11 protein-coding genes are annotated in these 14,462 nt (G+C 65.1%); 8 read left to right on the plus strand and 3 right to left on the minus strand.

What is annotated here, in order from left to right:
- Nucleotides 1–657 precede the first annotated feature (657 nt).
- On the plus strand, nt 658–843 hold the full coding sequence (locus DN412_RS27815; protein ID WP_078200438.1) for a hypothetical protein: 186 nt from the start codon (nt 658–660) through the stop codon (nt 841–843).
- A gap of 170 nt (nt 844–1,013) precedes the next feature.
- Here DN412_RS27815 and DN412_RS27820 read toward each other — a convergent pair whose 3' ends face one another.
- From DN412_RS27820 to DN412_RS27830, 3 genes are all read right to left on the minus strand, one after another.
- Entirely contained in the window at nt 1,014–1,706 is a 693-nt protein-coding gene (locus DN412_RS27820) for a GntR family transcriptional regulator (RefSeq protein ID WP_115214515.1), read from the minus strand.
- A 118-nt stretch (nt 1,707–1,824) separates the two neighbouring features.
- A complete protein-coding gene (locus DN412_RS27825) occupies nt 1,825–3,438 on the minus strand; it encodes an OpgD/OpgG family glucan biosynthesis protein (RefSeq protein WP_115214516.1) in 1,614 nt (537 codons plus the stop codon).
- A 135-nt stretch (nt 3,439–3,573) separates the two neighbouring features.
- Complete coding sequence (locus DN412_RS27830) at nt 3,574–4,326, minus strand: TerC family protein (RefSeq protein WP_115214517.1); 753 nt, start codon at nt 4,324–4,326, stop codon at nt 3,574–3,576.
- A gap of 220 nt (nt 4,327–4,546) precedes the next feature.
- Here DN412_RS27830 and DN412_RS27835 point away from each other — a divergent pair, with 220 nt between their 5' ends.
- From DN412_RS27835 to oxlT, 7 genes are all read left to right on the plus strand, one after another.
- Entirely contained in the window at nt 4,547–5,524 is a 978-nt protein-coding gene (locus tag DN412_RS27835) for a 2-dehydropantoate 2-reductase (RefSeq protein ID WP_078200434.1), read from the plus strand.
- Between the two features lie 267 nt (nt 5,525–5,791).
- Entirely contained in the window at nt 5,792–6,511 is a 720-nt protein-coding gene (locus DN412_RS27840) for a GntR family transcriptional regulator (protein ID WP_115214518.1), read from the plus strand.
- Nucleotides 6,512–7,439: 928 nt separating this feature from the next.
- Nucleotides 7,440–8,672: a formyl-CoA transferase gene (frc, locus tag DN412_RS27845; RefSeq protein ID WP_115214519.1), complete on the plus strand. Its 1,233-nt coding sequence runs from the start codon at nt 7,440–7,442 to the stop codon at nt 8,670–8,672.
- A 138-nt stretch (nt 8,673–8,810) separates the two neighbouring features.
- Entirely contained in the window at nt 8,811–9,593 is a 783-nt protein-coding gene (locus DN412_RS27850) for a fumarylacetoacetate hydrolase family protein (RefSeq protein ID WP_115214520.1), read from the plus strand.
- 37 nt (nt 9,594–9,630) lie between these two features.
- Nucleotides 9,631–11,193 carry a Re/Si-specific NAD(P)(+) transhydrogenase subunit alpha gene (locus DN412_RS27855; RefSeq protein ID WP_115214555.1) on the plus strand — a complete coding sequence of 521 codons (1,563 nt, stop codon included), beginning with the start codon at nt 9,631–9,633 and terminating at the stop codon, nt 11,191–11,193.
- A gap of 14 nt (nt 11,194–11,207) precedes the next feature.
- A complete protein-coding gene (pntB, locus tag DN412_RS27860) occupies nt 11,208–12,605 on the plus strand; it encodes a Re/Si-specific NAD(P)(+) transhydrogenase subunit beta (RefSeq protein ID WP_115214521.1) in 1,398 nt (465 codons plus the stop codon).
- 363 nt (nt 12,606–12,968) lie between these two features.
- On the plus strand, nt 12,969–14,312 hold the full coding sequence (oxlT, locus tag DN412_RS27865) for an oxalate/formate MFS antiporter (protein WP_115214522.1): 1,344 nt from the start codon (nt 12,969–12,971) through the stop codon (nt 14,310–14,312).
- The last annotated feature ends 150 nt before the right edge of the window (nt 14,313–14,462 follow it).

Consider the following 14,462-nt stretch of genomic DNA (forward strand, 5'->3'; position numbering starts at 1 on the left):
CAGCGCAGCATCGCCGCGCTACGGCGCCGCGCGACTGCCCTTGGCTTCCAGATCCATCCCGTGGGGACAGCTTCATGATAATGGCCCCCTCACGGCAGCCGTCTTCAATTCGTTTCTCTGGAGGTACTGGAAGCTTATCGGGAGTTGTGTAATGGCGGCCACACTGTCGTCTCCGGAGAAATGCTAAGCAAGCGTCTTGGTGTGTCTGCTAAGTATCTTTGGGAAAAGCATTCTGCGGTGTGGGAGCTCTGCCAAGGGGTGAGAAGTTACCAACGGCGGACACAGGCGCAAATTCGGTTAGACGAACTGGAGAGGTTGGTGCGGGAGGCGGGGCGCAAGGCCATCGCAGATGGCTACTCTCCGACTTACCATCGTGTCAGAGAGTATTTGATTCTCCCTCCACGATATGGCGTCATGGAAGCGGCCGATATGATCAAAAAGTGCTTTCATGACCATATCTAGGCCTTTCATAAGGCAAAGCGTGTCGTTTTTTTTGACAGGGCATAGCGTGTCGTTTGCGACATCCTTTGGCTGGTGTCCTCACTTCAGCTTCGCACCGCTCCCGCATACGTACTTTCACCTAATGCTGCATTGCGGCAATTTCTTTGCTACAATAAGGGAAAACCCCATAAGGGTAATCCCTAAAGGAAGGACGCCATGAACACCCAATCCGACATCAAGCTGACTGACCAACTCGAACGCGAACTGATCGAACGTGAACTCGGTACGCAAAGCCTGGGCTTCGCCCACGACGTGAAGCGCGCCATTGCCTTCGTCCAGAACGTGATCGAGCGCCTGCAGATCCAGGCCCGCAAGGCCAAGGTGGCTTACGCCAACGGCTAAAGTGCTGCTTGCAGCATAGTAGTTGCGGCCCGTCACGGGCTGCGTTGTAGAACCGGCCATACGTGCGCCCGTCCGGGCGGAACGCGGCCGGTTTTATTTTGTGCGCGACGAGTGCGTGCCTTGTGAGCAACTTTCACAAGACTTGCCAGCGCTTTTTGTCTGCCGGGGCCTCAGCTGCCCGACTGCTCCTGGATCCAGAGCGACAGCCGCACCTTGTAGGCCTGCTGGATATGCCGCCGCGCGATCTGCTCGGCCAGCGCCGGGTCGCGTTTTTCCAGTGCCTCGACCAGCGAGATGTGTTCCTCGTAGGAGCTGCGCGCGCGCCCCGGCACCGCCAGCGTGGTGCGTCCGAGCAGCGCCATCGACTCATGCAGCGAGCGCAGCGTCTTCAGCAGGTAGCGGTTGTGGGCGCAGCGGTGCAGGGTTTCGTGGAAGAGCCGGTTGTTCAGCGCGAGCCGGTCGGGGTCGTCGGCGATGGCCAGGTCGCGCTCGACGATATCGCGCAGCAGCGAGATCTCGACGTCGGTGGCGTGGCGCGCGGCCAGCGCGGCCGCGGTGCCTTCCAGCACTTCGCGCATCACGTATAGCTCGCTGACCATGCTGGCGTCGAGCTGGGTGACCATCATGCCGCGGTTGGGCTCGTTGACGACCAGCCCTTCGGACTCCAGCCTGGACAGCGCTTCACGCACCGGCGTGCGCGACAGGCCCAGGGTTTCAGCCAGTTCCACCTCGCGCAGCCGGGTGCCGGGGGCCAGCCGGCCGGCCTGGATGGCGGCGCGCAGCTGCTGGTAGGCGCGCTCCGAGCGCGGGAGCGATGCGGCCTGGCCGCCTTCGGCGGCCCCTGCGAACTCTTGAGAAATCATGTGAGGCTGGCTGATGCAGTTGGACTGTCGTAGCCAGCCATCATACCCGCTCGTGCGCGCCTGACATCACGGCGTCGCAATATGGGGTAAAGGGCCCGCCCACGCCAGGCCCGGCGCCTCAGCCCGCCGGCGACTGGAAGGCGTGGTACTGGTACAGCCAGGTTTCCGACAGCGGCTTGCCGTTCAGGCGCAGGAACAGGCGGATATCGACCGGCTGGGTGCCGTCGGCGGTCAGGTCGAACTGGGCGCGCCAGTGGCCGGGCACGCCATTGGGCACGGCCTCAGTGAAGACATAGGAGAAGGTGCCGCGCGAGGCGGTCAGCACGGCTTCGGGTTTGACGCCGAAGGGCAGTTTCTCCAGCGGCACGCCCTTGAACTCGACCATGAACTTGCGCACGCCCTTGGGCCGCGGCTGGCCGGGCTGGCCGCCGTTGCCCAGGCGCGTGGCCACGCAGCGCGCCAGCGGCGAAGGATAGGGCTCGTCGGCCTGCCAGTGCAGCCGGTAGCGCAGGCGGTAGGTGCTGCCGGCCTTGGCCGGGGCCTTGGGCACCCACATGGCGACGATGTTGTCGTGGATCTCGTCGTCGGTGCGCAACTCCACCAGCTGCACCGAACCGGCGCCCCAGCCGTCGCGCGGCTCGACCCACAGGCTGGGGCGGCGTTCGTAGTTGACGCCGTCCTGGTAGTGGTCGAACAGGCGGTCGCGCTGCAGCAGGCCGAAGCCCTTCGGGTTCTCGTCGGAGAAGGCCGAGGCCGTGGTCTGCGGCGGGTTGTTCAGCGGGCGCCAGATATGCTCGCCGGCGCCGTTCCACAATGCCAGGCCGTCGGAGTCGTGCACCTCGGGGCGCCAGTCGACGGCGGTGCCCTTGATGCTTTCCGAGAACCAGTACATCGAGGTCAGCGGCGCCAGCCCCAGCCGCGCCACGTCCTTGCGCAGGAACAGCGCGCATTCCACGTCCATGATCACCGCCTTGCCACGCTGCATCACGAAGCGGTAGGCGCCGGCGATGCTGGGGCCGTCCAGCAGGGCATAGACGGTGACGGTATCGGTGTTGCCCTCGGGCGTCTCGAACCAGAAGTGGGTGAAGGCCGGGAATTCTTCCTGCTTGCCCGCTTCGGCCACGTCGATGGCAATGCCGCGCGCGGACATGCCGTACTGATACAGGTCGCCGATGGCGCGGAAATACGACGCGCCCAGGAAGGCGACCCAGTCGTTCTTGCGCCAGTCGCGCGTCTTCTGGTCGCCCAGGCGGCTTTCCTGGAAGCGGAAACCGGCAAAGCCGCTGCCCGGCGGCAGCTTGTGCGCGGGGCTGTCGGCCGGCATGTCGAAGTAGGCGTCGTCGTAGACGATCTCGCGGGCCTTGCCGGGGCCGTCCTTGGCGCGCTCGATCACGTGCATGCGCACCGGGGTGCGGAAGTAGGTGCCGAGGTGGAAGAAGGTCACCGGGAACTGACCCGGACCGCTGGCAAAGAGCGCGTCGTCGGTGCGGAAGCGGATCTTGCCGTGGGCGTCGTAGTCGATGCGCGACAGCACGTCTGCGGGCGGCGACGAGGGTGGTGCGTAGGGCTTGGCGGCCAGCGCGCGGGCGCGGTCGATCAGGGCATCGAAACCGAACGGCTGCGCGTCGCCGAGCTTGATCCGGCTGGCTGCCAGCACCGATGGGGTAATGCCCAGCGCGGCAAGCGCGGCCGAGGCAGTGGCGGAGACCAGCAGGGTTCGGCGGTTCATCATGTGGCGAGAGCGTCCTTTTATTTGTCCGGGGTTGTGCAGAACTGTAAGAGACGCCGCTGCCCGGGAAAAGTTCGGACACCCTCTGTTACAGGCGGCCCGCCTGCAGTTCCCGCTGCAAGCGGCCGCCGCGGCACATCAGTGCGCCTGCCCGGCCCGGCGCCGCTGCCGCCGTTGCCGCGCCAGCATGTTCAGCCCCTCCACTGCGGCCGAGAACGCCATCGCCGTATAGATATAGCCCTTGGGCACATGGGTGCCGAGGCCCTCCGCGACCAGCGTCATGCCGATCATCATCAGGAAGGCCAGCGCCAGCATCACGATGGTCGGGTTGCGGTTGATGAAGTTGGCCAGCGGCGTGGCTGCGAACAGCATTGCCATCACCGCGGCGATCACCGCCACGAACATGATCTGCACATGCTCGGTCATGCCGACCGCGGTGATGATGCTATCGATCGAGAACACCAGGTCCAGCACCAGGATCTGGCCGATGGCCGAGGCAAAGCTCTGCACCGCCTTGGCCGTGCCGCCTTCCTCGGCATCTTCGTCGGCCGAGACATGGTGGTGGATTTCGCGCGTGGCCTTCCAGACCAGGAAGGCACCGCCGGCAATCAGGATGATGTCGCGCCACGACAGCCCCTGGCCCAGGATCGTGAACACCGGCGCGGTGAGCTTGACGATAAAGGCGATGGTGGCCAGCAGGCCCAGGCGCATCACCAGCGCCAGGCTGATGCCGATCTTGCGCGCCTTCTCACGCATCGCTTCAGGCAGCTTGTTGGTCAGGATCGAGATGAAGATCAGGTTGTCGATCCCCAGCACGATTTCCATCGCCACCAGCGTGGCCAGTGCCGCCCAGGCGGCGGGGTCCTGCAGCAATGCCAACGACGCTTCCATGAGGGCTCCGGGTGTCGGGTTTGCAATCTGAGGTTTGCAAGGCTGGTGCCCGGCGGTGATCCCCCGGCGACACATGCAGGCGTCATGTTAGCGCAGCGCCGCTTGGCGCCGCAGTGTGATCCGGAAAGATAAAGCGCGCTTGCCGAGGTTGCTATGTGCCCTCATGGAATATAGTATGTGATATATCAAAACATCCAATCGAGCCATCAAGGAGACAGCAATGAAAGTGTGTATCTACGGCGCGGGCGCCATCGGCGGCTATGTCGGCGCGCAACTGGCGCGCGCGGGCGCGGAGGTCAGCTTCGTCGCTCGCGGCCCGCACCTCGCGGCGATGCAGGAACACGGCGTCAGGCTGTTGATCGACGGCGAAGAGCGCGTGGCCAAGGTGCGCTGCACCAGCGATCCGCGCGAACTCGGGCACCAGGACTATGTGTTCATCACCCTCAAGGCGCATTCCGTGCCGGGCGTGGTGGATCAGATGCAGCCGCTGCTGGGGCCGGAAACCGCGGTCGTGACCGGCGTCAACGGTATCCCGTACTGGTATTTCTACAAGCATGGCGGCGAGCTGGCCGGCAGCACGCTGGAAAGCGTCGATCCCGGCGGGCGCCAGTGGAAGGGCCTGGGGCCGGAGCGGGCGATCGGGTGCGTGGTCTATCCCGCGGCTGAAATCATCGCGCCCGGCGTGATCAAGCATGTCTACGGCAAGAAGTTTCCGCTGGGCGAGCCGGACGGCAGCCGCTCCACGCGTGTGACCCGGCTGAGCGAGATGATGATGGCCGCCGACCTGGAAGCCCCGGTGCGGGACAACATCCGCGACGAGATCTGGCTCAAGCTGTGGGGCAACCTGTGCTTCAACCCGATCAGCGCGCTTACCCATGCCACGCTGGACGTCATCACCGCCGACCCGGCCACGCGCGCGCTGTCGCGGCAGATGATGGTGGAAGCGCAAGGCATCGCCGAGCGCTTCGGCGTGAAATTCCGTGTCGACGTGGAGCGGCGTATCGACGGCGCCGGCGCCGTGGGCGCGCACAAGACCTCGATGCTGCAGGACCTGGAGGCCGGGCGGGCCATGGAAATCGACCCGCTGCTGACCGTGGTGCAGGAAATGGGCCGGCTGATCAGCCAGCCCACGCCGATGTGCGACGCCGTGCTGGGGCTGATCAAGCAGCGCGACGCGATGGCAAAGCTGGCCGCCTGACGGGCTGGGGGCACCGACGGCTCAGGTGTCCCCTGGCGCACGCCAGGCGCGCAAACATTGCGCATGCCTGGCTTGCGAAGCGAGAGGGCAGGGCGATAGTGATATACCATATACGACAGACCGCGCACCGCTACTGTGCCGATGCATGAGGACAGCGCATTGTTTGATGCGTTTTCATAATGGGTCAGGCGTTTTTGCTAAGCTGTGCGGGAATGCGGAGGGCAGCCATTCCGGCCGCCTTGCCGCTGGTCTCACACGAGCTCATTCATGTCTGCGCAAAGCCAATCCATCGTCCAGCCCAACGGGCTGGCCTTGTCCGTGCAACCGATCAACGCCGGCGCCAGCCTGCGCGACCAGGCCTACGCCATGCTGCGCCAGGCCATCGCCGACGCCGACATCTACCAGTCGCACGACGAGATCCGGCTGGATGAACGGGTGCTGAGCGAGGCCATGGGCGTAAGCCGCACGCCCATCCGCGAGGCCATGACGCTGCTGGAACAGGAAGGCTTCCTGCGCACCGTGCCCCGGCGCGGCATCTACATCATGCGCAAGACCAAGCGCGAGATCGTTGAGATGATCCAGATGTGGGCCGCGCTCGAAAGCATGGCGGCGCGGCTGGCCACCCAGAACGCCACCGATGCCGAGATCGCGCAGCTGCGCAGCATGTTCGACAGCTTCCGCGACTCCACCCCGGCCGAGCATATCGAAGAGTATTCCGACGCCAATATCGCGTTCCACCAGGCGATCGTGCAGCTGTCCAAGTCGCACATCATCATGGACACGATCCGCAATATCTTTATCCATGTGCGGGCGATCCGGAAGATGACGATCTCGCAGAGTGATCGGGCGGCGCGTTCGATCGTTGACCATCTGCGCATCATTGAGGCGCTGGAGAAGCGGGATACGGAGTTGGCCGAGCGGCTGGTGCGGCAGCATTCGCTGGACTTGGCTGATTATGTGGAAAGGCATTGCGATTTTCTTGATTGAAGCGAGAGGGGGGGCGCCGGTGTAGCCGGTGGGCTTCCTGGTCGTTGGCCTGCTTGGGTACGTAGGGCGGGTTCCATGTTGTCGTAGGATTAATCGCCTGGTTCCGCCCTGCTGGGCGGGTCACTTTTTGTCCGAGCGACAAAAAGTAACCAAAAAGCGCGTCGCCTCTGGCGGCTGGCCATCCATTCCACGGCGTTGGTGGTTCGGGCGGCGGTGCTTGCCGTTTGGCGTGGTTGGCCGTTCGAGCCTGCTACGCACCCTGTCTGTGCCCACATCGACGGACTATTGGACGAACCCGACTTTAGGCGGTTGGCAGCCTGCTAAGTACCGCGTCGGTGGGACGCCTTNAGTGCCTTCGACCTACGATACTGAGTGCGCGCAGCGCAGCCGTAGGCGTCCCACCGATGACCTCGTTAGCAGGCTGCCAATAGCCTAAAGTCGGGTTCGTCCAATAGTCCGTCGACGTAGGCACCTTACAGGGTGCGTAGCAGGCTCGAACGGGCAACACGCCAAACAGCAAGCACCACCGCCCGAATCACCCCCGCCGCCAAATTGGTGGCCAGCCGCCAGAGGCGACGCGCTCTTTGGTTACTTTCTGTCGCTCGGACAGACAGTGACCCGCCCAGCAGGGCGGAACCAGGCGGTTAATCCTACGACAACAGGAAACCCGACCTACATACCCAACCCAACAAGCATTCCACTTTATGGTATGTGATATATCAATGCGAAAAAGGCATCCCCTAACTACCCCGGGTTTTCACTGAGTCCCCCCACCTCCACTCCAGATCTGCAGCCAAAACTTGTCAATTGCTGCATCGCACCGTAGAAATTTCCGCCACATCTACGTAACTCCTCTTGCTCTCTTCTGATATATCACATACCGTATGTCATCAAGGAGTTAAAACCATCGCCCGAGGAGACATTCGAAATGGAAACCAAGGCACTGCAAGGTGTTCGCATCCTGGACATGACCCACGTCCAGGCGGGCCCCTCGGCCACGCAGCTGATGGCGTGGCTGGGCGCGGACGTGATCAAGGTGGAAATGCCGGGGCGCGGGGACATCACCCGCAGCCAGCTGCGCGACGTACCCAACGCCGACAGCCTGTACTTCACCATGCTCAACAGCAACAAGCGCAGCCTGACGCTGAACATGAAGACGCCCGAAGGCAAGGCGCTGCTCGAGGACCTGATCCAGCGCAGCGACGTGCTGATCGAGAACTTCGGGCCGGGCGTGCTGGCGCGCGCCGGCTTTGACTGGGACCACCTGCAGGACCTGAACCCGCGGCTGGTCTATGCCTCGATCAAGGGCTTCGGCCCGGGGCCGTACGCGGACTGCAAGGCGTATGAGAACGTGGCGCAGTGCATGGGCGGCTCGGCCTCCACTACGGGCGATGCCGAAGGCGTGCCTACCGTGACCGGTGCGCAGATCGGCGATTCGGGCACGGGCGTGCATTGCGTGGTCGGCATCCTGGCCGCGCTGCTGCAGCGCGAGCACACTGGCCGCGGCCAGCGCGTGGAGGTGGCGATGCAGGACGCGGTGCTGAACCTGTGCCGGGTCAAGCTGCGCGATCAGCAGCGCCTGTCCAACGGCCCGCTGCGCGAGTACCCGAACGAAGATTTCGGCGACCACGTGCCGCGCGCGGGCAATGCCTCGGGCGGCGGCCAGCCGGGTGCGGCGCTGCGCTGCGCGCCGGGCGGCCCCAACGACTATGTCTACGTCATCATCCAGCCGCAGGGCTGGGAGCCGCTGATGCGCCTGTGCGGGCGCGAGGACCTGATCACCAACCCCGACTACGCCACGCCCGAAGCGCGCCTCAAGCACCTGGCCGACTGCTTTGCCGTGATCGAGAAATGGACCGGCGGCCGCAGCAAGTTCGACGTGATGGCCGCGCTCAACGAGGTCGATGTGCCGTGCGGCCCGATCCTGTCGATGAAGGACCTGATCGAGGACGAGTCGCTGTACCAGCGCGGCTACCTGGTGGAGCTGGAGCACCCGCAGCGCGGCAACTACGTGCAGCTGGGCTGCCCGATCACGCTGTCCGCATCGCCGGTGGAGATCGAGCGCTCGCCGCTGCTGGGCGAGCATACCGAAGAGATCCTCGAGTGGCTGGGGCGCTCGCCCGCGCAGATCGCTGCGATGAAGCTGGCTGGCGCGGTATGACGCAAGCCTGACGTCATTCCCGCCTGTGCGGGAATGACGATCCGGGGCGCGCGCCGCCCGCATTCCCGTTTCTTCCAAGATCCTGTAACCGACATCGGAGCAGGCAGGGCCCCCCTTTGCCTGCGCAAGGAGCATGCTGTGCAAACCTGGATACGTTTTCGCCGCGCCGACGGCTGCATCGGCCATGGCCGCATTGATGGCGCCGACGGTAACCGCGTCGTCGAATATGACGGCGACATTTTTGACGAGCCCACCCCCACGGGGGCCGTGCATGACCGCGCGTCGCTGACACTGCTCGCGCCCTGCGCGCCAGGCAAGGTGATCGCGCTGTGGAACAACTTCCATGCGCTCGCGCGCAAGCTGGAAAAGCCGGTTCCCACGCACCCGCTGTTCCTGCTCAAGCCGGCCTCGTCGCTGGCCGGCCCGGGCGATGCGGTGCTGCGCCCCAAGAGCTACGACGGCAAGATTGTTTATGAAGGCGAGTTGGGCATCGTGATCGGCAGGAAGGCGCGCAATGTATCGGTGGCTGAGGCTGGCGCGCATATCTTCGGCTACACCGTCGTCAACGATGTGACCGCGGCCGAACTGATCACGGCGGATCCCAGTTTCCCGCAGTGGACGCGCGCCAAGGGCTTCGACACCTTCGGCTGCATCGGCCCGGCCATCGTCACCGGCTTCAACTGGAAAGCCGCCAGCGTCATCACGCGGCTCGATGGCGTCGAGCGCCAGAACTACCCGCTGTCGGACATGATCTTTTCGCCCGAGGAACAGGTCAGCCGCATCTCGCAGGACCTGACGCTGATGCCTGGCGACGTGATTGCGTGCGGCACCTCGATCGGCGTGGGGTCGATGAAGGACGGCGCGGTGGTCGAGGTGGCGATCGCGGGCATCGGCTCGCTGGTCAACCACGTGCGCGGCTGAGCCGGCGCCTGATTCTTTCTATCAAATGGTGAATGCCATGCCAATGACGATCGGTGTGCCACGCGAGGTCCACCCGGGCGAGCGGCGCGTTGCCGCCACGCCTGACTCGGTCAGGGAACTGCTCAAGCTGGGCTACCAGGTGGCGGTGGAGACCGGCGCCGGCCAGGAGGCCTCGTTCTCCGACGATGACTACCGCGCCGCCGGTGCGGCCATTGTCGACGCGGCCAGCCTGTGGGCCTCGGTGGACGTGGTAATCAAGGTGCGCCCGCCGCAGGGTCATCCCGGCCTGGGCGTGGAAGAGGCGGCGCTGCTGAAGAAGCACGCCACGCTGATCGGCTTTGTCTGGCCGGCGCAGCAGATGGCGATGCTGGAGCGCCTGGCGCAGCGCGGCGCGACGGTGCTGGCGATGGACTGCGTGCCGCGCATCTCGCGCGCGCAAAAGCTGGACGCGCTCAGCTCGATGGCCAATATGGCGGGCTACCGCGCGGTGATCGAGGCCGCGCATGCGTTCGGGCGGCCCTTCGCCGGACAGATCACGGCCGCGGGCAAGATCCCGCCGGCGCGCGTGCTGGTGATCGGCGCGGGCGTGGCGGGGCTGGCGGCGATCGGCGCGGCGCGCAGCCTGGGCGCGGTGGTGCGCGCCTTCGATACGCGGCCGGTGGTGCGCCAGCAGATCGAAAGCCTGGGCGCGGAATTCCTGACCGTCGAGATCGAAGAGGACGGCAGCGGCAGCGGCGGCTACGCCAAGGAGATGAGCCCGGCCTTCATTGAAGCCGAGATGCGCCTCTTTGCGGAGCAGGCGCGCGAGGTGGACATCATCATCACCACCGCGCTGATCCCGGGCAAGCCCGCGCCCAAGCTGCTCGAGGCCGGCACGGTGGGCCTGATGCGCGCCGGCAGCGTGGTAGTGGACCTGGCCGCGGAGCAGGGCGGCAACTGCGAGCTGACCGTGCCGGGCGAGGCGGTGCGGCAGAACGGCGTCACCATCATCGGCTACACCGACCTGCCCAGCCGCATGGCCGCGCAGGCGAGCCAGCTCTATGGCACCAATATCCGCCACCTGCTCACCGAACTTACGCCGGGCAAGGACGGCCAACTCGTGGTCGACATGGACGACGAGATGATCCGCGGCGCGACGGTGTTGCACCAGGGCGTGGTGACCTGGCCGCCGCCGCCGCTGACGGTGGCGATCCCGCAGCAACAGGCGCCGGCCGCCACGCCGCCGGTGCACGCAGAGGCCGAGCCGCCGCGCAGCCGCACTGGTGCGACGCTGGTTGCGCTGGCCATCGTGGCGGCTGCGCTGCTGGGCCTGGGCGCGGTCGCACCGCCGGCCTTCATGGCGCACTTCACGGTGTTCGTGCTGGCGATCTTTGTCGGCTACCAGGTGGTGTGGAACGTCACCGCCGCGCTGCATACGCCGCTGATGAGCGTGACCAATGCCATCAGCGGAATCATCGTGGTGGGGGCGCTGGTGCAACTGGGCAAGCCGTCGCTGGTGACGGCGGTGATTGCCGGCTGCGCGGTGCTGGTGGCCACGATCAATATTGCCGGTGGCTTCCTGGTGACTCAGCGAATGCTCAAGATGTTCCAGCGGGACTAGAGGGGGAGACAGGGATGCCATCCGGAATCAGCAATATCGCTTACCTGGGCGCCAGTGCGCTCTTCATCCTCAGCCTGAGCGGCCTGAGCCACCCCGACACCGCGCGCCGCGGCAACCTGCTGGGCATCGCCGGCATGGCGATCGCGGTGCTGACCACCGTGCTGGCGGGCAGCCCGGACGGCATCGCCATCATCATCGGCGCGATGCTGGTGGGCGGCATCGCCGGTGCGATGCTGGCCAAGCGCGTGGAAATGACGCAGATGCCGCAGCTGGTGGCGGTGCTGCACAGCTTCGTCGGCCTGGCCGCGGTGCTGGTGGGTTACGCCAACTACCTGGATACGCACGTGCTGACCGGCGCGGAGAAGGCCATCCATGAAGTGGAGACCTACCTCGGCATCCTGATCGGCGCGGTCACGTTCACGGGCTCGATCATCGCCTTCCTGAAGTTGCAGGGCACCATGGGCGGCAAGCCGATGCTGCTGCCGGGCCGGCATGCCTTGAATGCCATCGCGCTGCTGGTTTGCCTGTGGCTGGGCTATGCCTTCCTGAGCGCGCCCGACGCGCAGCAGGGGCTGGTGCCGCTGGCGGCGATGACGGTGATCGCGCTGCTAGTCGGCGCGCACCTGGTGCTGGCCATCGGCGGCGCCGATATGCCGGTGGTGGTGTCGATGCTCAACAGCTACTCAGGCTGGGCCGCGGCGGCCACCGGCTTCATGCTGGGCAACGACCTGCTGATCATCACCGGCGCGCTGGTGGGATCGAGCGGCGCCATCCTCAGCTACATCATGTGCAAGGCGATGAACCGCAAGTTCCTGTCGGTGATCCTGGGCGGCTTCGGCGCGGTGCAGGCGCAGGGCGCGGCGACAGAGCAGGGCGAGGTGCTGCCGGTGTCCAGCGAGGAAGTCGGCAACCTGCTCAAGGACGCCAGCGAGGTGATCATCGTACCGGGCTACGGCATGGCGGTGGCGCAGGCGCAGGGCACCATCAGCGAGATCGCGCGGCGGCTGCGGGCGCAGGGGATCAACGTGCGCTTCGGCATCCACCCGGTGGCGGGCCGGCTGCCAGGGCACATGAACGTGCTGCTGGCCGAGGCGCGCGTGCCGTACGACATCGTGCTGGAGATGGAAGAGATCAACGACGACTTCGAGAAGGCTGACGTGGTGCTGGTGGTGGGCGCCAACGACATCGTCAACCCCGGCGCGCTGGAAGACCCCGGCAGTCCCATTGCCGGCATGCCGGTGCTGGAGGTGTGGAAGGCGCGCACCGTGGTGGTGTCCAAGCGCAGCATGGCGGCGGGTTACGCCGGCGTGGACAACCCGCTGTTCTACAAGGACAACACGCGGATGTGGTTCGGCGACGCCAAGGGCAGTGTCGATGCCTTGCTGAGGCAACTGGAGCAAGCGCCGGCCTGAGGTGCGCGTCCGGGCAAGAGATCCGTTCCTGACGCCTTTCCGGCGGCCATGAAGCCACCGTCGTCGTTGCGTTTGCCGGGGCGACGGTGGCTTTATTGCCAGAACATGCTCTCCGCGTACCGAGCCATAGACAAACTGCGGCGCATGTCCGCGAGGCGATTCATGCCAGTTCCGCTATATATAAATGATCGTGAATAGATATGATAAAAAACTTTAAGGACACTCAAATTAAGCTTGATGTAGCATGAATTCACGACTTCATGTGCCGCAATGCCAGGCGCCGGTCCAGTTGTGAGATGGGCAACCCATACGGCCCTGATGTGCCCGTCGAGGCACAAGCAAACAGTACCAGGAGACAGAAAAATGGCGCAATTTGAAGCAGCGGCCCTGGCCGGTCACGGCAACGTGAACGGGCGCGGGCTGCAGAACCGTTGGATCCAGCTAGCAATCGGCGTGGTGTGCATGGGGCTGGTGGCGAATTTGCAGTACGGCTGGACCCTCTTCGTGTCACCGATGGACGCCAAGCATCACTGGGGCACGTCCGCCATCCAGGTGGCATTCTCCATTTTCATCGTGACGGAAACCTGGCTGGTGCCGCTGGAAGGCTGGCTGGTGGACAAGTTCGGCCCGCGCCCGGTCGTGGCCGGCGGGGCGATCTGTGCCGGACTGGCATGGGTGATGAATGCCTATGCGACCACGCTGCCGGAGCTCTATGCGGCCGCTGTGATTGCCGGCATCGGCGCGGGCGGTGTCTACGGAACCTGCGTCGGCAATGCGCTGAAGTGGTTCCCGGACAAGCGCGGCCTCGCGGCAGGCCTGACGGCGGCGGGCTTCGGCGCGGGCTCGGCGATCACGGTGATCCCCATCGCCAACATGATCCAGAGCTCGGGCTATGAAAAGGCCTTCCTGACCTTCGGCATCCTGCAGGGCGTGTGCATCTTCGTGCTGGCATTGCTGCTGGTGAAGCCCAAGGCGCCCAAGGGTGCGGTGGCGGCCAAGGCGGTGCTGACCAACCCGGTCGAGTTCTCGCCGGGGCAGATGGTGAAGACGCCGGTGTTCTGGCTGATCTACGTGAGCTTTGTCGCAGTGGCGGCGGGCGGGATCATGGCGACGGCGCAGCTCGGGCCCATCGCCAAGGACTTCGGCTTCGCGTCGATGCCGGTGACGATGCTGGGCATGACCCTGCCGCTGCTGACCATGACCTTGTCGATCGACAATATGTGCAATGGCTTTACGCGGCCCTTGTGCGGCTTCCTGTCGGACAGGTTCGGGCGCGAGAACACCATGTTCGTGATCTTTATCGGCGAGGGGCTGGCGCTGCTCGGGCTGATGCAGATGGGCCACAACCCTTACTGGTTCATGTTCTTCGCCGCGCTGACCTTCCTGTTCTGGGGCGAGATCTTCTCGATCTTCCCGGCCTTGTGCGCCGATACCTTCGGCAGCAAGTTCGCGGCAGCCAATGCGGGCACCCTGTACACGGCGAAGGGCACGGCGGCGATGGTGGTGCCGCTCGCATCGCTCCTGTCGGCGTATGGTGGCTGGGGAGCCGTGTTCTCGGTAGCGGCCGTGGTGACGATCGCGGCAGGGATCTCGGCCAAGGTATTCCTGGCGCCCATGCGCAGGCGCTTTATCACCGGGCACGCCGAGGCAGTGCGCGTGTCCGACGCGGCGTTCCTGGCTGGCATGTCGCCGCGTCAGGGGGATTAATCCCAGGGTGAAGAGGCAGGGAGCCCGGCGAAGTCTGCCGGGCTTCGGTGCGAGGTCAGACCATTCCTATTAGTGGGCGCGCTGGTGTCACAGGTGATGTCAGTGCGTGGCAGTGTGTTCCAGAGGGCCATATGGCCGCTGGAAGTGTGG

Origin of the sequence: Cupriavidus lacunae, from assembly GCF_003353055.1 — a bacterium.
In the GTDB taxonomy this organism is placed as follows: domain Bacteria; phylum Pseudomonadota; class Gammaproteobacteria; order Burkholderiales; family Burkholderiaceae; genus Cupriavidus; species Cupriavidus lacunae.

Excerpts from the sequence above, each read along its gene's own strand:
- DN412_RS27815 (WP_078200438.1), top strand. The coding sequence starts at position 658 with ATGAACACCCAATCCGACATCAAGCTGACTGACCAACTCGAACGCGAA.
- DN412_RS27820 (WP_115214515.1), bottom strand. The coding sequence starts at position 1,706 with ATGATTTCTCAAGAGTTCGCAGGGGCCGCCGAAGGCGGCCAGGCCGCA.
- DN412_RS27825 (WP_115214516.1), bottom strand. The coding sequence starts at position 3,438 with ATGATGAACCGCCGAACCCTGCTGGTCTCCGCCACTGCCTCGGCCGCG.
- DN412_RS27830 (WP_115214517.1), bottom strand. The coding sequence starts at position 4,326 with ATGGAAGCGTCGTTGGCATTGCTGCAGGACCCCGCCGCCTGGGCGGCA.
- DN412_RS27835 (WP_078200434.1), top strand. The coding sequence starts at position 4,547 with ATGAAAGTGTGTATCTACGGCGCGGGCGCCATCGGCGGCTATGTCGGC.
- DN412_RS27840 (WP_115214518.1), top strand. The coding sequence starts at position 5,792 with ATGTCTGCGCAAAGCCAATCCATCGTCCAGCCCAACGGGCTGGCCTTG.
- frc (WP_115214519.1), top strand. The coding sequence starts at position 7,440 with ATGGAAACCAAGGCACTGCAAGGTGTTCGCATCCTGGACATGACCCAC.
- DN412_RS27855 (WP_115214555.1), top strand. The coding sequence starts at position 9,631 with ATGCCAATGACGATCGGTGTGCCACGCGAGGTCCACCCGGGCGAGCGG.
- pntB (WP_115214521.1), top strand. The coding sequence starts at position 11,208 with ATGCCATCCGGAATCAGCAATATCGCTTACCTGGGCGCCAGTGCGCTC.
- oxlT (WP_115214522.1), top strand. The coding sequence starts at position 12,969 with ATGGCGCAATTTGAAGCAGCGGCCCTGGCCGGTCACGGCAACGTGAAC.